This is a genomic window from Micromonospora pattaloongensis (assembly GCF_900107255.1).
Lineage (GTDB): Bacteria > Actinomycetota > Actinomycetes > Mycobacteriales > Micromonosporaceae > Micromonospora_I > Micromonospora_I pattaloongensis.
In genome coordinates this window covers 269,986-289,697 of record NZ_FNPH01000001.1, presented here as the reverse complement: position 1 = coordinate 289,697, position 19,712 = coordinate 269,986, and the positions used below count along the sequence as shown (strand labels likewise).

Annotated in this window: 15 protein-coding genes; 12 read left to right on the top strand and 3 right to left on the bottom strand. The window is 75.2% G+C overall.

The features are described from left to right. The first annotated feature begins 68 nt into the window (after positions 1–68). Genes fdxA through BLW47_RS01405 form a run of 4 tightly spaced genes read left to right on the top strand, consistent with a single transcriptional unit; the run spans position 69 to position 2,850 of the window. The gene (gene fdxA, locus BLW47_RS25315; RefSeq protein WP_091550388.1) at positions 69–395 is read left to right on the top strand and encodes a ferredoxin; all 327 of its coding nucleotides are present in this window, start codon (positions 69–71) and stop codon (positions 393–395) included. Beyond that, positions 392–1,501: a succinyldiaminopimelate transaminase gene (dapC, locus tag BLW47_RS01415; RefSeq protein WP_245736408.1), complete on the top strand. Its 1,110-nt coding sequence runs from the start codon at positions 392–394 to the stop codon at positions 1,499–1,501. The genes fdxA and dapC overlap by 4 nt, the downstream gene beginning before the upstream one ends. A 48-nt stretch (positions 1,502–1,549) precedes the next feature. Next, positions 1,550–2,215, top strand: a complete 666-nt coding sequence (locus BLW47_RS01410; RefSeq protein ID WP_091550385.1) for an SIMPL domain-containing protein — start codon at positions 1,550–1,552, stop codon at positions 2,213–2,215. Continuing rightward, the gene (locus tag BLW47_RS01405; RefSeq protein ID WP_425435332.1) at positions 2,212–2,850 is read left to right on the top strand and encodes a nucleoside/nucleotide kinase family protein; all 639 of its coding nucleotides are present in this window, start codon (positions 2,212–2,214) and stop codon (positions 2,848–2,850) included. The genes BLW47_RS01410 and BLW47_RS01405 overlap by 4 nt, the downstream gene beginning before the upstream one ends. Here BLW47_RS01405 and BLW47_RS01400 read toward each other — a convergent pair. Then, positions 2,840–3,358 (bottom strand): hypothetical protein, encoded by a 519-nt coding sequence (locus tag BLW47_RS01400; protein ID WP_091550383.1) that lies wholly within the window; start codon positions 3,356–3,358, stop codon positions 2,840–2,842. The genes BLW47_RS01405 and BLW47_RS01400 overlap by 11 nt on opposite strands. A 223-nt stretch (positions 3,359–3,581) precedes the next feature. Between BLW47_RS01400 and BLW47_RS01395 the strand changes: the two genes are divergently transcribed. Further along, positions 3,582–6,914 (top strand): S8 family serine peptidase, encoded by a 3,333-nt coding sequence (locus BLW47_RS01395; RefSeq protein ID WP_245736264.1) that lies wholly within the window; start codon positions 3,582–3,584, stop codon positions 6,912–6,914. A 48-nt stretch (positions 6,915–6,962) separates the two neighbouring features. Here the strand turns inward: BLW47_RS01395 and dapD are convergent, their stop codons facing one another. Next, on the bottom strand, positions 6,963–7,925 hold the full coding sequence (gene dapD / locus BLW47_RS01390; protein ID WP_091550379.1) for a 2,3,4,5-tetrahydropyridine-2,6-dicarboxylate N-succinyltransferase: 963 nt from the start codon (positions 7,923–7,925) through the stop codon (positions 6,963–6,965). A gap of 125 nt (positions 7,926–8,050) precedes the next feature. Here dapD and dapE point away from each other — a divergent pair, with 125 nt between their 5' ends. Further along, positions 8,051–9,124: a succinyl-diaminopimelate desuccinylase gene (gene dapE, locus BLW47_RS01385; protein ID WP_091550377.1), complete on the top strand. Its 1,074-nt coding sequence runs from the start codon at positions 8,051–8,053 to the stop codon at positions 9,122–9,124. A gap of 27 nt (positions 9,125–9,151) precedes the next feature. Here the strand turns inward: dapE and BLW47_RS25005 are convergent, their stop codons facing one another. Then, positions 9,152–9,310: a hypothetical protein gene (locus BLW47_RS25005; RefSeq protein ID WP_175543464.1), complete on the bottom strand. Its 159-nt coding sequence runs from the start codon at positions 9,308–9,310 to the stop codon at positions 9,152–9,154. A gap of 196 nt (positions 9,311–9,506) precedes the next feature. Between BLW47_RS25005 and BLW47_RS01380 the strand changes: the two genes are divergently transcribed. The 6 genes from BLW47_RS01380 (at position 9,507) to BLW47_RS01355 (ending at position 19,693) form a co-directional block, all read left to right on the top strand. Further along, positions 9,507–10,376: an LOG family protein gene (locus BLW47_RS01380; RefSeq protein WP_091552333.1), complete on the top strand. Its 870-nt coding sequence runs from the start codon at positions 9,507–9,509 to the stop codon at positions 10,374–10,376. Positions 10,377–10,379: 3 nt separating this feature from the next. Further along, positions 10,380–10,925 carry an LOG family protein gene (locus BLW47_RS01375; protein ID WP_091550374.1) on the top strand — a complete coding sequence of 182 codons (546 nt, stop codon included), beginning with the start codon at positions 10,380–10,382 and terminating at the stop codon, positions 10,923–10,925. An 84-nt stretch (positions 10,926–11,009) separates the two neighbouring features. Then, positions 11,010–14,390, top strand: coding sequence for an ATP-dependent helicase (locus BLW47_RS01370; RefSeq protein WP_091550371.1), 3,381 nt, complete (start codon positions 11,010–11,012; stop codon positions 14,388–14,390). Next, the gene (locus BLW47_RS01365) at positions 14,387–17,803 is read left to right on the top strand and encodes an ATP-dependent helicase (protein ID WP_091550369.1); all 3,417 of its coding nucleotides are present in this window, start codon (positions 14,387–14,389) and stop codon (positions 17,801–17,803) included. The genes BLW47_RS01370 and BLW47_RS01365 overlap by 4 nt, the downstream gene beginning before the upstream one ends. Before the next feature lie 274 nt (positions 17,804–18,077). Then, positions 18,078–18,281, top strand: coding sequence for a transcription antiterminator/RNA stability regulator CspE (gene cspE / locus BLW47_RS01360; RefSeq protein WP_091550366.1), 204 nt, complete (start codon positions 18,078–18,080; stop codon positions 18,279–18,281). Between the two features lie 146 nt (positions 18,282–18,427). Continuing rightward, entirely contained in the window at positions 18,428–19,693 is a 1,266-nt protein-coding gene (locus BLW47_RS01355; RefSeq protein WP_091550364.1) for a DEAD/DEAH box helicase, read from the top strand. Positions 19,694–19,712: the final 19 nt, after the last annotated feature.

Sequence of the window (19,712 nt, the reverse complement as noted above, 5' to 3'; positions counted from 1 at the left end):
CTGCGGCGAGATACTAGGCTCTTATCCGCCGCGGGCGATCGCGGCGTGGCTTGCCGAGAGGAAGACCCGTGACCTACATCATCGCCGAGCCGTGCGTCGATGTGCTCGACAAGGCGTGCATCGAGGAGTGCCCGGTCGACTGCATCTACGAGGGCAACCGGATGCTCTACATCCACCCCGATGAGTGCGTGGACTGCGGGGCCTGCGAGCCGGTCTGCCCCGTCGAGGCGATCTTCTACGAGGACGACGTGCCGGAGCAGTGGAAGGACTACACCTCGGCGAACTACGAGTTCTTCGAGGACCTCGGCTCGCCCGGCGGCGCTTCGAAGATCGGCAAGGTCGAGAAGGACGCGACGTTCGTGGCGGCCCAGCCGCCGCGCGGAGACGCACACTGAGCAGCGGTGAAGCCCGGTCGCTCGCGGCCGGGCTGCCCGATTTCCCGTGGGACCTGCTGGAGCCGGCCAAGGCGGCCGCCGCCCGGCACCCCGACGGGATCGTCGACCTGTCCGTCGGCACCCCGGTCGACCCGGTCCCGGCGGTCATCCGGGAGGCCCTCGCGGCCGCGGCCGACGCCCCCGGCTACCCGCTGACCGCGGGCTCGCCGGCGCTGCGCGCGGCGCTGACCGACTGGCTGGTCCGGGAGTGCGGGGCGCAGCCGGACGGGCTCGGCGTGCTGCCGACGATCGGCTCGAAGGAGCTGGTCGCGTGGCTGCCGACCCTGCTCGGCGTCCGCCCCGGCGACGTCGTGGTGATCCCCTCCGTCTGCTACCCGACCTATGAGGTCGGCGCGCGGCTGGCCGGCGCCACGGTGGTGCGCGCCGACTCGCTGACGGCGGTCGGGCCGAGCTCGCGGGTCCGGTTGGTCTGGGTCAACTCGCCCTCCAACCCGACCGGCCAGGTGCTGCCCGCGGCGCACCTGCGCAAGGTGGTGGCCTGGGCGCGCGAACGGGGCGCGGTCGTGGCGAGCGACGAGTGCTACCTGTCGCTCGGCTGGGAGGACTCGCCGTTGTCGGTGCTGTCGCCCGAGGTGTGCGGCGGGTCGTACGAGGGCGTGCTGGCCGTGCACTCGCTCTCCAAGCGCTCCAACCTGGCCGGCTACCGCGCGGGCCTCATCGCCGGCGACCCCGCGATCGTCGGGGACCTGCTCGCGGTGCGCAAGCACGCCGGCATGATCGTGCCGGCGCCGGTGCAGGCCGCGATGATCGCCGCGCTGACCGACGAGGCGCACGTCGACGCGCAGCGGTCGCGCTACGCGGCGCGGCGTGACGTGCTGCGGACCGCGCTCACCAGGGCCGGCTTCGCGCTGTCGCACTCGGCGGCCGGGCTCTACCTGTGGGCGACCCGGGACGAGGACTGCTGGTCCACGGTGGACTGGCTGGCGCAGCGGGGCATCCTCGTCGCGCCGGGCTCCTTTTACGGCCCCGCCGGCAACCGCCACGTCCGGGTCGCGCTGACCGCGACCGACGAGCGGGTCGCGGCGGCGGCCGAGCGCCTGGCCTGACCGGAGCGTCGCGCGCCGTCGGCCATCGACGCCATTAGGGTGGGTGGCATGGTCGATGGTCCGGTCGTCGCCGTGCGCGGCGAGGCGATCCGTGAGGTGCCGCCGGAGATCGCGCGCTTCGGCGTGACGGTCGGGGCGCGCGACAGGGACCGGCAGGCGGTGCTCGCCCGGCTGGCGGAGCGCAGCGACGCGGTCCGAACGCTGCTCGACGGGTACGGCGATGCCGTCGAGCGCCGCGAGACCGGCGGCCTGCAGGTGCGGCCGGAGCTGAAGCGCTCGGGTGAGCGGATCGCCGCCTATCACGGCAGCGTGACCACCACCGTGACGGTGCGCGACTTCACGGTCCTCGGCGAGCTGATGCTGCGCCTGGCCGACCAGGAGCAGACCAGTGTGGCCGGCCCGTGGTGGGAGCTGCGCCCGGACAGTCCGACCGGCCGCGAGGCGCGGCACGCGGCGATCGCCGACGCCGTGGTGCGGGCCCGCGAGTACGCGGCGGCGCTCGGCGCGCGGGTGACCGGGCTGCTGGAGCTGGCCGACGCCGGGGCGGGGCCGCAGCCGATGCTGCGCACGATGGCGTACGCGATGCCGGCGGGGACGCCGGGCGGCGGCGTGCCGGAGCTGGAGCTCGATCCGCAGCCGCAGACCGTGCAGGCGAGCGTGACGGCGCGGTTCGCGATCAGCGAGCCGACCGTGGTGACCGGGGCGGCGGACTGACCCGGGTGGCGCAGTTCGCCGCGCTGGTGGCGCGTGCCCGTGCCCTCGCGGACGGCCCGCGCCGGCTGCTCGGCATCGTGGGGCCGCCCGGCGCCGGGAAGTCCACGCTCGCGGCGCGGATCGTCGCGGAGCTGGGCCCGCAGGCGGTGCTGGTGCCGATGGACGGGTTCCATCTCGCGGAGGCGGAGCTGCGCCGGCTGGGGCGGCACGCGCGCAAGGGCGCGATCGACACCTTCGACGCCGACGGGTACGTGGCGCTGCTGCGGCGGCTGCGCGGCCCCGGCGCGGAGACGGTCTACGCGCCGGAGTTCCGGCGGGAGATCGAGGAGCCGGTCGCGGGCGCGATCCCGGTGCCGGCCTCGGTGCCGCTCGTGGTGACCGAGGGCAACTACCTGCTGGTGCCGGAGCATCCGTGGGGGCGGGTCCGCGAGCTGCTCGACGAGGCGTGGTATCTCGACGTGGACGAGGGGCTGCGGCTGCGGCGGTTGACCGCGCGGCACATCGCGTACGGCCGGGAGCCGGCGGCCGCGGCGGCGCGGGCACGCGGCGTCGATCAGGTCAACGCCGAGCTGATCGCCGCGACGGCGCCCCGCTGCGATCTGGTGGTCCGGTTGGACGCGCCGCTCACCGCATGACCGGCAGGGAGCGCCGGAGCAGCGCGCCGTACCCGTCGGTCTGCTTGTGCACGGTCACCGGCGCGGGCGCCTCGGGCCACATCGCGATCAGGTAGTCCTCCACCGGCTGCGGCTGCACCTCGTCCACCGCGGTGTCGCGGCCGCGCGCGTGCACCCGCACCCGGTAGGGGCCGGGGCCGGCCGGGGTGAGCACCGGCAGCCCGTCGGGGTCGTCGGAGTCGACCGCGCGCACCCGGACCGCGCCGGTGGGCGCGTCCAGCGTCACGTCGACCACCTCGTCCCACTCCGCGGTGTCGACCGCCGGCGCCGCCGGACGTGCCTGTACGGCGAGCCGGACGTTCCCGCCGAGGATGCCCGTGAAGATCACGGCCAGCCCCGGCTGCGTGTCGATCAGGCCGTTGCTGCGGTCGAGCGGAATCCGCGGGCCGCAGACGGCCTCGTCCGCCAGGAGGAACGTGTGGCGCTGTACCGGCATCGTGGCCTGGGCGTTCGCGTACGGGTCGCTCATGTGGATCAGGGTATTGCGGACATCTCGCCCCCGCGGCCGCATCACGGAACCGCGCTCATCGGCCCGCGGCGGCGTCGCCGCGGGCCAGTGATGAACTTCTTTTCAATCCCGTTTTCGGGCCACCTGATGCATACCCCGTATGCAATGCTGACTGTCGTTCATCGATGACCTGACGTCTTTGGAAACGTCGATCGGGGAGGTTGCGTTGCACGTACCGCGAAGATTGACCGCCATAGCGCTGCTGTCCGGGCTGCTGCTCGCCGCCGGACATCCCGCCGGGGCCGCGCCGTCCGACCCGGCGCCCCGGCCCCGACCGGCGAAGACGACCACGCCGGTCACCGTCACCCTGCTGACCGGCGACCGCGTCACGGTCTCCGGCGCCGACGCCGGCCGCGCCGCCGTACGCCCGGGTCCCGGACGCGACGGGCTGCGGTTCGTCGTCGAACGCGAGCGAGGCGAGCTGTACGTCGTCCCGCAGGACGCCCAGCCGCTGCTGCGCGGCGGCACGCTCGACCGCCGCCTGTTCAACGTGACCGCGCTGGTCCGGTCGGGCTATCACGACGCCGCCCGGGACAGCCTGCCGCTGATCGTCACGTACCGGCCCGCCGCGGCCCGATCCGGCGCCGCCGCGCTCGGCGCCGCCGGAGCCCGGATCGGCCGGGAGCTGCCGGCCATCAACGGCGCCGCGGTCGCGGCCGACAAGGCCACGGCGGCGCGACTGTGGTCCGCGGTCACCGCCGGCGGCGCCCGGAGCGCGACCGCCGCCGGGATCGACCGGATCTGGCTCGACGGCAAGCGGCGCCTCTCGCTGGACGTCAGCGTCCCCCAGATCGGCGCGCCGGCGGCCCACCGCGCCGGCTTCACCGGCCGCGGCGTGACCGTGGCCGTGCTGGACAGCGGCGTCGACGCCGGCCACCCGGACCTCGCGGACAAGGTCGCGGAATCGCGGAACTTCAGCGAGGCGCCCGAGGCCGGCGACACCGTCGGGCACGGCACCCACGTCGCCTCCACGATCGCCGGCAGCGGCGCCGCCTCCGGCGGGAAGTACCGCGGCGTCGCCCCGGACGCCACCCTGCTCTCCGGCAAGGTCTGCGAATCCGCGTTCTGCACCGACTCCGCCATCCTCGCCGGCATGCAGTGGGCCGCGGCGGAGAAGCGGGCCGACGTGGTCAACCTCAGCCTCGGCGGGGCGGACAGCCCGGAGATCGACCCGCTGGAGGAGGCGGTCAACACCCTCACCGCGCAGACCGGCACGCTCTTCGTGATCGCCGCCGGCAACGACGGCGCCGAGGAGTCGATCGGCTCGCCCGGTAGCGCCGACGCCGCGCTGACCGTCGGCGCCGTCGACAAGTCCGACGAGCTGGCGGACTTCTCCAGCCGCGGCCCGCGCGTCGGCGACGACGCGGTCAAGCCGGACATCACCGCGCCGGGCGTCGACATCGTCGCCGCGAAGGCCGCCGGCACCCAGCTGGGGGAGCCGGTCGGCGAGGCGTACGTGGCCGCCTCCGGCACCTCGATGGCGACCCCGCACGTCGCCGGCGCGGTGGCGCTGCTCGCACAGCAGCACCCGCAGTGGGCGGCGACGGAACTGAAGGCGACGCTGATGGCCTCCGCCAAGCCGCACCCGGAGCTGGGCGCGTACGCGCAGGGCGCCGGTCGGGTCGACGTGGCCCGCGCGATCACCCAGCCCGTGACCGCCGACCCGGTGAGCCTGTCGTACGGGCGGGCGATCTGGCCGCACGCCGACGACGCGCCGATCACCCGGACCGTCACCTACCGCAACTCGGGCCCCGACGAGCTGACCTTGACGCTCGCGGCGCGGGTGACCGGGCCGCGGGGCGCGACCCCGCCCGCGGGCATGTTCCGGCCCAGCGTCGAACGGGTCACCGTGCCGGCCGGCGGGCAGGCGCAGGTCTCGGTCACCGTCGACACCCGGCTCGGCGGCCCCGACGGGCTCTACTCCGGGCAGCTGGTCGCCACGGCCGGTCAGACGACGGTGTCGACGCCGATCGCCGTGCATCAGGAGGTGGAGAGCTACAACCTCACCCTCAACCACGTCGACCGCTCCGGCGCCCCCACGCCGGACTACTTCTCGCTCCTCATCGGGCTCGACGGCGACCGGGTCGCCCGCCCGTACTCCGAGGAGGGCACCGCGACGGTCCGGCTGCCCGCGGGACGGTACGGGCTCTCCAGCTACCTGTTCGCCGAGCGCGCCCCGGACCAGTACGACATGACGCTGCTCGTCCAGCCGGAGCTGACGGTGACCCGGGACACGGCGGTGACGCTGGACGCCCGGGCCGGCAGGCCGGTGCGGATGAGCGTGCCGGACCGGCGCGTCGCGCCCGTGCTGGTCGACGTCAGCGCCGTCTTCGTCACCGCGAGCGGCAACCACGGCATCGGCATGACCGCGACCGACTTCGAGGGGGTCACCGCGGCGCAGCTCGGCCGGGCGGGCTCGCCGGAACGCTTCCTGTCGTCCGTCGCGAGCCAGTGGGCGGAGCCCGGACCGCAGGGGCGGTTCGACGACTCGCGCCGGCTGTACGCGCTCGCCGAGGTGTTCCCCGGGCGGATGGTGAACGGCTTCGAGCGGAACTACCGGCGGGCCGACCTGGCCACCGTCCGGCACGAGTTCCGGGGCGAAGCGCCGGGCGGGGCGGCGGAACGCGCCGTCTTCGCGGTCTATCCGCTCGACGGCGGCTCGCTCGCGCCCGTGCTGCCGACCGCGGTGCCCGGCGGCCGGGTGGAGCACTACAACACGGCCCGCGGCGTGCGGTGGGACTCTGAGCTGGACTTCGGGACCCCGGCCGAGGACGGCTGGCTGGACCTGAAGGCGATTCTGTTCTCGCCGCAGCCGGTGGCGTACCGGGCGGGACGGGACTATCGCGAGCAGTGGAACGTGGCGCCGTTCGGTCCGGCCATGCCGGCGTCGCGGTTCCCGGACGAGTGGGTGAGCCGCCAGGGCGACCTGCTGTACGCCTCCGTGCCGCTGTTCAGCGACCGGTACGGGCACATCGGCGTGTCGCTGACCGACACCGCCCGCACCGCCCTCTACCGCGACGGCAAGCTGCTCGGCGAGACGACCGACCCGGGGTGGGGGGTGTTCACGGTTCCGCCGGAGCCCGCCGACTACCGGCTGGAGACCCGCGCGACCCGGAGCGTGAGTGACCTGGCGACCGAGGTCAGCGCGGCCTGGACGTTCCCGTCCGCGCACTCCGACGGCGACGGTTTCGCGAAGCTGCCGGTGATGGCGGTGCGGTTCGCGCCGGCGCTCGACGCCGCCAACGCCGCCCCGTCCGGGCGCGCGTTCCGGATCCCGGTCACCGTGCAGCGGCAGCCGGGGGCGCCGGCCGCCCAGGTGCGGCAGCTGACCGTGGAGGTGTCGTACGACGACGGGCGGACCTGGGGCGCGGCGGAGTTGTGGCCGGGTCGGAGCGGCTGGACGGCGACGGTGCGGCACCCGGCGGGCGCCGGGTACGTCTCGCTGCGCGCCACCGCGGCGGACTCCGCCGGCAACACGGTGACCCAGTCGGTCATCCACGCGTACCGGCTGCGCTGAGCGTCGTCGGCCGCCCGGACCGCGCCGGCGGTCCGGGCGGCCGCGACCTCAGTCGTTGGCGTGCAGCGCCGCGTTGAGCTCGATGCCGCTGCCGGTGCGGGGCCGCGCCTCCAGCGCGCCGGTCACCGAGTTCCGCCAGAAGAGCAGGCCGTTGACCCCGGACAGCTCGCGCGCCTTCACCACGCGCCCGTCCGGCAGCGTGATCTTCGAGGCGGCGGTGATGTAGCAGCCGGCCTCGACGACGCAGTCGTCGCCGATCGAGATGCCGACGCCGGCGTTGGCGCCGAGCAGGCTCCGCTCGCCGATGCTGATCTTCTCCGTGCCGCCACCGGAGAGGGTGCCCATGATCGACGCGCCGCCGCCGATGTCGGAGCCGTCGCCGACCACCACGCCGGCCACGATCCGGCCCTCGACCATCGAGGCGCCCAGCGTGCCGGCGTTGAAGTTGCAGAAGCCCTCGTGCATCACGGTGGTGCCGGACGCGAGGTGCGCGCCGAGCCGCACCCGGTCGGCGTCCGCGATCCGCACCCCGGACGGCACCACGTAGTCGGTCATCCGCGGGAACTTGTCCACGCCGTACACGGCCAGGTGGCGGCCGGCGGCGCGTTCGATGATCCGCAGCTCGTCGACCCGGTCCGGCGGGCACGGGCCGGCGGAGGTCCAGGCCACGTTCGGCAGCAGCCCGAAGATGCCGTCGAGGTTGAGCTCGTTCGGCCGGACCAGGCGGTGGGAGAGCAGGTGCAGCCGGAGGTACGCGTCCGGGGTGTCCTTGATCGGGTCGGCGAGCGAGCCGATCTCGGTCACCACGACCACCGTGCTCAGCCCCGGCAGCGACCGGTCGCCGAGCGCGCCCGCCGGCAGCCCCAGCGGGTTCGCGCTGTCCGTCTCCGGCAGCGGCGGCGCGGTGCCGAGTCCCAGCTTGCCGGCCGGGTACCAGGTGTCGAGCACCTGCCCCTCGGCGGTCGTCGTGGCCAGGCCGATGCCCCAGGCGGGCTGCGCCGAAACCGTCACAGAGCTGCCTTCCGTTCGCGTCGAGCGTGCGCGCCGGGCGGCGGCAGCGGGGTCGCGCGGGCCGCGCGACCGCGACTGCGGCCACCCGCGACGCGCCGATTCCCGGAAAAGGTACCGTGCGAACCATGCTGAACCCGTTGACCCCCGAGGTGTTGGCCGATCCGGTGGCCCTCACCCGCGCGCTGGTGGACATCGAGTCCGTCTCCCGGAACGAGAAGGAGATCGCGGACTGCGTCGAGGAGGTGCTGCGCGGGGCCGCGCACCTGTCGGTGGAGCGGTTCGGCAACACGGTGATGGCCCGTACCGACCTGGGTCGGGCGCAGCGGGTGGTGCTGGCCGGGCACCTGGACACGGTGCCGCTGGCCGGCAACTTCCCGTCGACCGTGGACGGCGACAAGATCTACGGCTGCGGCACCTCGGACATGAAGTCCGGCGACGCGCTCGCGCTGCACCTGGCCGTCACCGTGCCGGACCCGCGATACGACGTGACGTACTTCTTCTACGAGGCCGAGGAGATCGACTCCCAGTACAACGGGCTGAACCTGGTGGCCCGGGCGCACCCGGAGTGGCTGGCGGCGGACTTCGCGCTGCTGCTGGAGCCGACGTACGGGGCGGTCGAGGCGGGTTGCCAGGGGACCATGCGGGCGATCGTGCGCACGAGCGGGCGGCGGGCGCACTCGGCGCGCTCGTGGCGAGGGGTGAACGCGATCCACGCGGCGGGCGAGGTGTTGCGCCGACTGGAGGCGTACACGGCCCGCACGGTCACGATCGACGGCTGCGAGTACCGCGAGGGCCTGAACGCGGTACGCGTCGCGGGTGGGATCGCCGGCAACGTGATCCCGGACCGCTGCGAGGTCGAGGTGAACTACCGGTTCGCGCCGGACCGCTCGGCGGCGCAGGCCGAGGCGCACGTGCGGGAGGTGCTCGACGGTTTCGAGGTCGAGGTGACGGACTCGGCCGGCGGGGCGTTGCCGGGGCTGACCGCGCCGCTGGCGCAGGAGTTCCTCGCGGCGGTCGGGGCGGCGCCGGTGGCGAAGCTGGGCTGGACGGATGTGGCGCGGTTCGCGGAGCTGGGGGTGCCGGCGCTCAACTTCGGGCCGGGGGATCCGATGCTGGCGCACGCGTCCGACGAGCACGTGGAGGTTGGCAAGATCAACGACGGTGCGGCGGTGCTGCGTCGCTGGATCACCGCCGCCTGACCGTCACGGACAGCGTCGATGCGGCGCTCACCCGGTCGGCAGCGTCCCCGGATCGATGGTCAGCTCCTGCGTCGTCTCCGCCTCGCCGGCCGGCTGCGCCACCGCCGTCCGGCGCTCGGCCACCACCTCGCGTATCCGTCGATGCATCCGCCGTCGTGCCCGGATCAGCTCGCTCGGGATCATCACGGTTGCTCCCTCCCCCGAAGGTGCCCGGCGGGGGTGCCGGGCTCCGTGCATACCCAGTATGTGAAAGTAAAGACGCGCAAGCACCCGATTTGGTTGCGACGGAGGTGGAGTTTTTCTTCCCGCCGCCGCGGTTTCGGGGCGGATCGGCACGGCGGGTCCGGCATCGGACCGGGCCCGCGGGACTACGGTGGAGCGGATGAAGCACGCGAACGGCCGGATGGGCGGCCGCCACCCCGGCCCCGAACGACACCGTGGCGCGGTCACGCTGCGGCGGGACGCGATCCCGGGCAGCACCGCCGATCAGCGGCTGCTCGACTCCCGCACCCGCGCCGACTGGAAGACCAGGGACGCGTGGCGTGCGCTGCGCATCCTCTCCGAGTTCGTCGAGGGCTTCGACACCCTCGCCGACCTGCCGCCCGCGGTCAGCGTCTTCGGATCGGCGCGCAGCAAGCCGGAGAGCCCGGAGTGCGTGCTCGGGGAGGAGCTCGGGGCGGCGTTGGCCCGGGCCGGCTACGCGGTGATCACCGGGGGCGGCCCGGGTGTGATGGAGGCGGTCAACCGGGGCGCGATCGAGGCCGGTGGTCTCTCCGTCGGCCTCGGCATCGAGCTCCCGTTCGAGCAGGGGCTCAACGACTCGGTCGACGTCGGCATCAACTTCCGCTACTTCTTCGCCCGCAAGACCATGTTCGTCAAGTACGCGCAGGCGTTCGTGGTGCTCCCCGGCGGCTTCGGCACCCTGGACGAACTCTTCGAGGCGCTGACGCTGGTGCAGACCGGCAAGGTGACCCGCTTCCCCGTGGTGCTGATGGGGGTGAGCTACTGGGCGGGGCTCATCGACTGGCTGCGCGACACCATGCTCGAGCAGGGCAAGATCGGGCCGGCGGACCTCGAGCTGATGTGCCTCACCGACGACGTCGCCGCCGCGGTCCGGCACATCGTCGACGCCGACCTGGCGCTCGCCGCCGAGCAGGAGGCGCTGCAGGCCGCGGCGGTGGCCAGGAACGAGGCCGACCAGCAGGCGGCGGCCGACCAGCAGGCGGCGGCCGACCAGAGGCAGGAGGGCTGATCGATGGCGCGGATCTGTGTCTTCTGCGCGTCCTCGCGCACGGTGGAACAGCGCTGGCTGGACCTGGCGACCGAGACCGGGCGGGAGATCGCCCGCCGCGGACACGCGCTGGTCTCCGGCGGTGGATGCGTCGGCATGATGGGGGCGCTCGCCGACGGCGCGCGGGCGGGCGGCGGGCAGACCCTGGGGGTCATCCCGCAGGCGCTGGTCGACCTGGAGGTCGCGGACACCCACTCCGACGAGCTGGTGGTGACCGACGGCATGGGCAGCCGGAAGGCGCTCATGATCGAGAAGGCGGACGCGTTCATCACGCTCCCCGGCGGGCTCGGCACCCTCGACGAGCTCTTCGAGGTCTGGACCACGGCGAACCTGGCCCTGCACGCGAAGCCGGTCGTGCTCGTCGACACCGACGGGTTCTACCGCGGCCTGCTCGACTGGCTGGCCGGCCTCGCGGCCACCGCGTTCGTCCGTCCGGCCGCGATGGACCTGCTGGTCGTCGTCGACTCGGTGCCGGCCGCGCTCGACGCCGTCGACGCCCGCCTCCGGTAGCGGCCACCGGCGGACCGGGCGCGCCAGGTCATAGCGGCGCGCCGCGGTCGGGCCGGTGTCGCACCGGCATGGTGAGATGGCCGGATGCAGGCGTACCGGCTGGTCCGCCGGCCGGCCGAGGCCGCGCCGGCGCGCCTCGACGACCCCGCGCAGGCCGAGGTCGTCGCGCACACCGACGGTCCGCTGCTGGTCATCGGCGGTCCGGGCACCGGCAAGACCGACACGCTCGTCGAGGCGGTCGCCGCGCGGGTCGCGGAGGGGACCGATCCCGAGCGCATCCTCGTGCTGACCTTCGGTCGCCGCGGCGCCACCGCGCTGCGGCACCGGATCGAGGCCCGGATCGCCGGCGGTGACCACCGGGTGGTGCACGAGCCGCTGGTGCGCACCTTCCCCGCGTACGCCTTCGGGCTGCTGCGGCGCGCCGCCGCCGAGCGCGGCGAACCCTCGCCGCGGCTGCTGACCGGTCCCGAGCAGGATCTGATCATCCGCGAGCTGCTCGACGCGGTCGGCGAGGACGAGGCGGACGACCCGATCGGTTGGCCGGAGGAGCTGCGCCCGGCGCTGCGCACCCGGGCCTTCGCCGCTCAGCTCCGCGACCTGCTGCAGCGCGCCGCCGAGCGGGGCGTCGGCCCCGTCGAGCTGGCCCGGCTGGGCGAGCGGCTCGGCCGCGCCGACTGGCCCGCCGCCGCGCGCTTCCTGCGCCAGTACGTCGCGGTGCTCGCCCTGCGCGACGCCACCGCCCGCGGCTCGGTCGCGTACGACAACGCCGAACTGGTCCGGGCGGCGGCGGGGCTGCTCGGCGACGACCCCGCGCTGCTCGACGCCGAGCGACGCCGCCTGGCCTACGTGTACGTCGACGAGCTCGCCGACACCGACCCGGCCCAGATCGAGCTGCTCACGCTGATCACCGGCGGCGGCAAGCCACTCGTCGCCTTCGCCGATCCCGACTCCTCGACGTACGCCTTCCGCGGCGCCGACCCCGCGATCGTCGGCACGTTCGGCCACCACTTCCGCACCGCGTCCGGCGCGGTCGCCCGCAGCGTCACGCTCACCACCTCCTACCGCTGCGGCCCCGGTCTACTCGACGCCACCCGGCGGCTGGCCCGCCGGCTGCGCGGCCCGGTCGGGCACCGCGATCTGCGTCCGCTGCCGGACGCCGCGCCGGGCGCGGTCGAGGTCCGCACCTTCCGCTCGGCGACCAGCGAGTCGGCGTACCTCGCGCACGCGCTGCGCTCGGCCCACCTGCTCGACGGCGTTCCCTGGTCGCGGATGGCCGTGATCGTCCGCTCCACGTCGCTGCAGCTGCCGTCGCTGCAGCGGGCGCTGCACGCCGCCGGCGTGCCGACCGTGGTGCACGCCGAGGACCTGCCGCTGCATCTGCAGCCCGCGGTCGCCCCGCTGCTCCTGCTGCTGCGCTGTGCGCTGGAGCCCGAGCGGCTCGACGAGGAGGCCGCCGTCGCGTTGCTGCACTCGCCGCTGGGCGGCGCGGACCCGCTCGCCGAGCGGCGGCTGCGGCAGGGGCTGCGCGCGCTCGCGTTCGCCGCCGGTGACCGGCGACCGTCCGGGGAGCTGCTGGTCGAGGCGCTGCAGGACCCGGCCGAGCTGGCGGCGGTGGAGCGGCGCTGGGCCGCCCCGGCCAAGGCGGTCGCCGGCCTGCTCGGCACCGCCCGGGAGGCGGCCGGCGTGCCGGGCGCGACCGCCGAGGACGTGCTCTGGGCGGTGTGGCGGGCCAGCGGCCTCGCCGAGCGCTGGTTCGGGGCGATCTCCCGGGCCCGGCCGGACGCCGGCGAGGGGGAGAGCGGGGCGCGGTGGCGGGCGGTCGCCGCCGACCGCAACCTGGACGCGGTCGTGGTGCTCTTCGACGCGGCGGCGCGCTTCGTCGACCGGCTCCCCGGCGCCCGCACCGAGGTGTTCCTCGACCACGTGCTCGGCCAGCAACTGCCGGCCGACACGCTCGCGCCCACCGCCGACCGGGGCGAGGCGGTCCGGCTGCTCACCGCGCACGCCGCCAAGGGCCTGGAGTGGGACCTGGTCGCGATCGCGGGGGTCCAGGAGGGGATCTGGCCCGACCTGCGGCTGCGCGGCAGCCTGCTCGGCTCCGAACGCCTCGTCGATGTGCTCGCCGGGCGCGCCGACGCCGCCGGCGTCGCCGCCTCGCTGGTCGGGCAGACCTCCGCGCTGCTCGACGAGGAGCGCCGGCTGTTCTATGTGGCGGCGACCCGCGCCCGGCGGCGGCTGCTGGTCAGCGCGGTCGCCGCGACCGCCGGGGGGACCGACCAGGATGAGCAGCCCAGCCGGTTCCTGTACGAACTCGGCAGCGGCGCGCCGCCCGATCCCGGGACGACCACCGACGGCGGGACGGCTGCCGACGGTGCAGCGGCCGCCGAGGACACAGCGCCGGCCGACGGCACGGCGCCGGCCGATGACGGCGTGCCGGACGCGGAGGCCGGCGAGCTGCCGGTGGCACGTCCGCCCCGCGCGCTCACCCTCGCCGGGCTCGTCGCCGAGCTGCGTACCGTCGTGACCGACCCGGCGGCGGGACAGACCCGGCGGCGCGCCGCGGCGGCCGAGCTGGCCCGCCTCGCCGTCGCGGGCGTGCCCGGCGCGCATCCGGACGACTGGTGGGGGCTGCGGGCGCTCTCCGACGACCGGCCGCTGGTCGACGAGGGCGAGCCCGTGAAGGTGACGCCGTCGGCGATGGAGAGCGCGCTGCGCTGCAGCCTGCGGTGGCTGCTGGAGCGGCACGGCGGGAGCGGGCCGGCCAGCGCGGCGCAGGGCGTCGGCAACCTGGTGCACGCGGCGGCGATGCTCGCCGAGGACGCCAGCGTCGACCGCGGCAAGCTGCTGGAGTACGTGGCCGGCCGGTTCGACGCGATCGAGCTCGCGGCCCGCTGGATGTCGGGCCGGGAGCAGGGCCGGGCCGAGGTGATGGTCGACAAGCTGCTGCGGTGGCTCGCCGCGAACCCCCGCCGGCTGCTCGCCATCGAACATGAGTTCGCGGTGCGGCTTGACGACCCGCGCCGGCCGGTCGAGCTCACCGGCCGGGTCGACCGGCTCGAGGTCGACGCGGACGGCCGGCTGGTCGTCATCGACCTCAAGACCGGCAAGTCCACCGCGGTGACCGCCGCCGAGGTCGCGGAGCACCCCCAGCTCGCCGCCTACCAGGCGGCCGTGGAGGAGGGTGCGTTCGCGGACTACGGCGACACCTCCGGCGGGGCGGCGCTGGTGCAGCTCGGCACCGACGCCAAGCAGGCCAAGGAGCAGACCCAGGCGGCGCTCGGCGAGGCGGAGGACCCGGGCTGGGCCGGCGCGCTGGTGCGGCGCACCGCCGACACCATGGCCGCGGCGACCTTCGTCGCGGTCGCCAACTCCAAGTGCCACGTCTGCCCGGTCCGGACCAGCTGCCCGGTCTCCGGGAAGGGACGCCAGGTGGTCGAGCCGCCGGCCGGAGGCGAGAAGACATGACCCAGCCGTCGCTGTTCACCGCGGCGCCCCCGGCGCCGCGCGCCGCCGACTCCGGTCCCCGCTACACGCCGCTGGAGCTGGCCCGGCTGCTGCGGTTGCACGCGCCCACCCCCGAGCAGGCGGCGATCATCGCCGCCCCGGTGGAGCCGCTGCTCGTCGTCGCCGGCGCCGGCTCCGGCAAGACCGAGACCATGGCGGCCCGGGTCGTCTGGCTGGTCGCCAACGGCTACGCCCGGCCGGAGCAGATCCTCGGCCTCACCTTCACCCGCAAGGCCGCCGGCGAGCTCGCGCACCGCATCCGGATGCGGCTGGGGCAACTCGTCCGCCGGTTGGGGCGCGAGGCGCGCGATCCCGGCGAGGACCTGCTGGCCGGTGAGCCGACCGTCGCCACCTACCACTCGTACGCGGCCCGGGTCGTCACCGAGCACGGGCTGCGGGCCGGCTTCGAGCCGACCACCCGGCTGCTCACCGAGGCGACCCGCTGGCAGATCGTCGACCTGCTCGTCCGCAACTACCAGGGCGACATGTCCGAGGTGGACCGGATGCCGAGCACGGTGACCGACGCCGTGCTGGCGCTGGCCGGCGAGCTCGCCGAGCACCTGGTCACCCCGGACGAGCTGGCCGCCTGGACCGGCCGATTCTTCGCCGAGACCCAGGGCCGGCCCGGCCGGCTCTACGCCGACGTGCGCCGGGCCCTGAGCACCCAGCAGCTCCGGCTGCGGCTGCTGCCGCTGGTCCGCGCGTACGACGAGCGCAAGCGCGACTTCGAGGCGATGGACTTCGGCGATCAGATGGCGCGGGCGGCGCTGGTGGCGCGCGACCACCCGGAGGTCGCCGAGATCGAGCGGGAGCGGTACCGGGTGGTGCTGCTCGACGAGTACCAGGACACCAGCCACGCCCAGGTGGTGCTGCTCGGCTCGCTCTACGGCGGCGGCCACCCGGTCACCGCCGTCGGCGACCCCTGCCAGTCCATCTACGGCTGGCGGGGGGCGAGCGCCGGCACCCTCGACCGGTTCCCGGGCGAGTTCGCCCAGTCCGACGGGCGCCCCGCCCGGACACTCACCCTGACCACCAGCTGGCGGAACCGCCCCGAGATCCTCACCGTCGCCAACGCCCTCTCCACGCCGCTGCGCGAGGCCGGCGCGCGGGTCGCCGAGCTCGCCGCCGCCGGCCGGGTCGACGAGCCCATCCCGGGCCGCACCGCCCGGGGCGCGGCGGGCGGCACGGTGCACTGCGCGCTGCTCGAGACGTACGAGGACGAGGCGGAGTGGATCGCCGACGGGATGCTCGCCGCGTGGCGCGGGGCGGCCCGGATGCGCGACGCCGCCCCCGACGCGATCCCGCTCGACGCCCGCCCCACCAGCGCGGTCCTGGTCCGGGTGCGCAGCCAGATCCCGGCGATCGAGGCGGCCCTGCGCGCCCGTGGGCTCCCCGTGGAGGTCGTCGGGCTCGGCGGGCTGCTCGACACCCCGGAGGTGCGGGACGTCGTCTGCACGCTGCGCGTGCTCGCCGACCCGACCGACGGCGCCTCGCTGCTGCGGCTGCTCACCGGCGCGCGCTGGCGGATCGGCCCGCGGGACCTGGTCGCGCTGCACCGCCGGGCGAAGGCGATCGCCGCCGCGCGGCGCGAACTCGGGCGCGACGGTGACGACGAGCCGGAGATCGTCACCGACCGGCTCGACGAGGCGACCCTGGTGGAGGCGCTGGCCGACCCGGGTCCGGCGCAGACCTACTCGGCGGAGGGCTACGCCCGGCTGCGGGCGTACGGCCGGGAGCTCGCGCTGCTGCGCTACCGGCTCGACCAGCCGCTGCCGGACCTGATCGCCGACGTCGAGCGCACCATCGGGCTCGACGTGGAGGTCGCGGTGCGCGCCGGCAGCAACGGCCGGGGCAGTAACGGCGGGGGAGGGGACGCCGGGCTGGCGCGCGGGCACCTCGACACGCTCGGCGACGTGGCGGCGCGCTTCGCCAGCGAGTCGGAGGGCGGCGCGCTCGCCGGGTTCCTGGCCTACCTGGCCGCCGCCGAGGACGAGGAGCGGGGGCTGGCGCCCGGCGAGGTCGAGGTCGTCGAGGGGGCCGTCCAGATCCTCACCGCGCACGCGGCGAAGGGGCTGGAGTGGGACGTGGTGGCGGTCGCCGGCCTGACGCGTGGCGTGTGGCCCGGGGCGGTGCGCAACTCCGACCACTACCTGTTCGGGCTCGGCGTGCTGCCGTTCCCGCTGCGCGGCGACGCCGACGGGCTGCCGCGGCTGGCGCTCGACGAGGCGACCGACCAGCGGGAGGTCGCCCGGGCGCTGGAGGAGTTCACGCAGCGCTGGCACGAGCACGATGAGCGCGAGGAGCGGCGGCTGGCGTACGTGGCGGTGACGCGGCCGCGCCGGTTGCTGCTCTGCTCCGGCTACTGGTGGGGGCCGGCCGTGAAGCGGCCGCGCGGGCCGTCGGTGTTCCTGGAGGAGGTGGCCGAGCGCTGCCGCGCGGGCGCCGGCGTGGTGGACGGGTGGGCCCCCGAGCCGACTCCCGACACCGTCAACCCGACCACCCAGGTCACCCTGCGGGCCGAGTGGCCGGCGGACCCGTTGGGATCGCGCCGTCCGGTCATCGCCGAGGCGGCCGGGCTGGTGCGGCGGATGATGGCCGCGCTGCCGGACGCGACCGGGCCCGACGACGCGCCGGACCCGGACGGCGCCGGGCCGCGGCAGGACGAGCCCGTGGATCCGGACGTGGCGCGGTGGCGGCGGGAGGCGGACCTGCTGCTCGCCGAACGGGAGCGGCTGAGCCGGCCGGTCGGGCCGGTCGACGTGGCGTTGCCCGGGCACCTGTCGGTGTCGCAGCTCGTCGCCCTGCGGCGCGATCCGCAGGCGCTGGCCCGCGCGTTGCGCCGCCCGCTGCCCAACCGCCCCGACCCGTACGCCCGGCGCGGCACCGCGTTCCACGCCTGGCTGGAGCAGCGTTTCGGGGCGGTGCGGCTGCTCGATGTGGACGAGTTGCCGGGCGCGGCCGACGAGGACGCGGCACCCGACGAGACGCTGGCTGAGCTTCAGGAACGATTCCTGGCGAGTGAATGGGCGGACCGGACACCGGTCGAGGTGGAGGTGCCGTTCGCGACGGTGATCGCCGGCGTGGTGGTGCGGGGACGGATGGACGCCGTCTTCGCCGATCTCGGCGGCCGCTTCGACGTGGTCGACTGGAAGACGGGTCGCCGTCCGTCGGGGGTCGAGGCCCGCGCCGCCGCCGTCCAGCTCGCGGCGTACCGGCTGGCCTGGGCGGAGCTGGCGGGGGTGCCGGTGGAGCGGGTACGCGCGGCGTTCCACTACGTGCGCGAGGGGGTGACCGTGCGCCCGGCCGACCTGCTCGACGCGGAGGGCCTGACCGCGTTGGTCGCGGCGTTGCCCGAGGCCGCCGAGCCCGCCTGAGCGGCCCGCGGAAAACCGACCCCGGCGCGGGCCGCGGTTTCGTGTTACGGTTTGCCCCGTTGCAGTTTTGGTTCCCAGTGACACAGTGGTTTCCAGTGACACAGTTCAGGTGCGCCTGCGGGAAACTCGCCGGAGGCGCTCTTTGTTGTATCCGGAGGAGGCTCCGGTCCGGGTGATCACGACGGCGACGTCAGGCCCGCGCGAACGGCGCGGCTTCTCTCATCGGCCCGGAGACAGTGCCGGGCTCGATCGTTCCGTCAAGGAGACGAACACAATGGCAGTTGGCACCGTGAAGTGGTTCAACGCGGACAAGGGCTACGGCTTCATCACCCCCGACGACGGCGGCGCCGACGTCTTCGCCCACTTCTCCGCGATCCAGTCCTCCGGCTACCGGAGCCTGGACGAGAACCAGCGGGTGGAGTTCGAGATCACCCAGGGCCAGAAGGGCCCGCAGGCGGAGAACATCCGTCCGCTCTGACGCACGACGCCGGCCCGCGCCCGTGATGGGCGCGGGCCGGCCCGCGTACCCCCTGTTCCGGTCCGTGCCCGCGACCGCGCCGCCGGGCGCCTTCCTCGACACGTGCCGCCGCCGAGGAAGGCCCCCACGTGACGACCCGTACCCCGATGCCCACCTTCGGTGACGTCCCGTTGCCGCCCGCCCTGCATGCCGCCCTGGTCGCCAACGGCATCACCGCGCCGTTCCCGATCCAGGCCGCGACGCTGCCGGATTCGTTGGCCGGCCGTGACGTGCTCGGCCGGGGCCGCACCGGTTCCGGCAAGACCCTCGCCTTCGGACTTCCGCTGCTGTGCCGCACCGCCGGCCGGCGGGCCCGCCCCGGCCGCCCGCTGGCGCTCGTGCTGGTGCCCACCCGTGAGCTGGCGCAGCAGGTGACGGAGGCGCTCGCCCCGTACGCCGCGGCGGTCGGGCTGCGCACCGCGACCGTGGTCGGCGGGCTGTCGCTGAAGCGTCAGGCCGACGCGCTGCGCGCCGGCGCGGAGGTGCTGGTGGCCACGCCGGGGCGGCTCAACGACCTGATCAACCGCGGCGACTGCCGGCTCGACCAGGTGGCGATCACCGTGCTGGACGAGGCGGACCGGATGGCCGACATGGGCTTCCTGCCGCAGGTCACCGCGCTGTTGACGCAGGTGGCGCCGGACGGGCAGCGGATGCTCTTCTCGGCCACCCTCGACGGCGGCGTCGACCGGCTGGTGCGCCGGTTCCTCACCGACCCCGTGTCGCACGAGGTGGACCCCGGCACCGCGACGGTCACCGCGATGACCCACCATCTGCTGCTCGTCGAGACCGCGGACAAGTCGGCCACGACCGCGGAGATCGCCGCCCGCGAGGGCCGCACGATCATGTTCATCGGTACGAAGCACCGCGCCGACCGGCTGGCCCGGCAGTTGCTCGCGAAGGGCGTACGGGCGGCGGCGCTGCACGGCGGCAAGTCCCAGCCGCAGCGGACCCGGATCCTCGAGCAGTTCCGGACCGGGCAGGTCACCGCGCTGGTCGCCACCGACGTGGCGGCGCGTGGCATCCACATCGACGGCCTGGACCTGGTGGTGAACGTCGACCCGCCGGCGGAGGCCAAGGACTACCTGCACCGGGGCGGCCGGACGGCGCGGGCGGGGGAGTCGGGCACGGTCGTGACGCTGGTGCTGCCGGAGCAGCGGCGCGACGTGGACCGGCTGATGGCGACCGCGGGGATCCGGCCGAAGGCGGTGCCGGTCCGCCCCGGCGCCCCGGAGCTGGCCCGGTTGACCGGCGCGCGTACCCCGTCCGGGGAGCCCGTCACGATCGCGGCGCCCACGCCCACCCCGGCGGCCCGGTCCGCGCACCCCGCGACCGGCCGTTCCCGTCGCACGCCCCGGCGCCGCCCCCGCGGGTAGTTATCGTGGTCGCAGTCCG

Excerpts from the sequence above, each read along its gene's own strand:
- BLW47_RS01410 (WP_091550385.1), top strand. The coding sequence starts at position 1,550 with ATGGTCGATGGTCCGGTCGTCGCCGTGCGCGGCGAGGCGATCCGTGAG.
- BLW47_RS01400 (WP_091550383.1), bottom strand. The coding sequence starts at position 3,358 with ATGAGCGACCCGTACGCGAACGCCCAGGCCACGATGCCGGTACAGCGC.
- dapE (WP_091550377.1), top strand. The coding sequence starts at position 8,051 with ATGCTGAACCCGTTGACCCCCGAGGTGTTGGCCGATCCGGTGGCCCTC.
- BLW47_RS01380 (WP_091552333.1), top strand. The coding sequence starts at position 9,507 with ATGAAGCACGCGAACGGCCGGATGGGCGGCCGCCACCCCGGCCCCGAA.
- BLW47_RS01375 (WP_091550374.1), top strand. The coding sequence starts at position 10,380 with ATGGCGCGGATCTGTGTCTTCTGCGCGTCCTCGCGCACGGTGGAACAG.
- BLW47_RS01370 (WP_091550371.1), top strand. The coding sequence starts at position 11,010 with ATGCAGGCGTACCGGCTGGTCCGCCGGCCGGCCGAGGCCGCGCCGGCG.
- BLW47_RS01365 (WP_091550369.1), top strand. The coding sequence starts at position 14,387 with ATGACCCAGCCGTCGCTGTTCACCGCGGCGCCCCCGGCGCCGCGCGCC.
- cspE (WP_091550366.1), top strand. The coding sequence starts at position 18,078 with ATGGCAGTTGGCACCGTGAAGTGGTTCAACGCGGACAAGGGCTACGGC.
- BLW47_RS01355 (WP_091550364.1), top strand. The coding sequence starts at position 18,428 with ATGCCCACCTTCGGTGACGTCCCGTTGCCGCCCGCCCTGCATGCCGCC.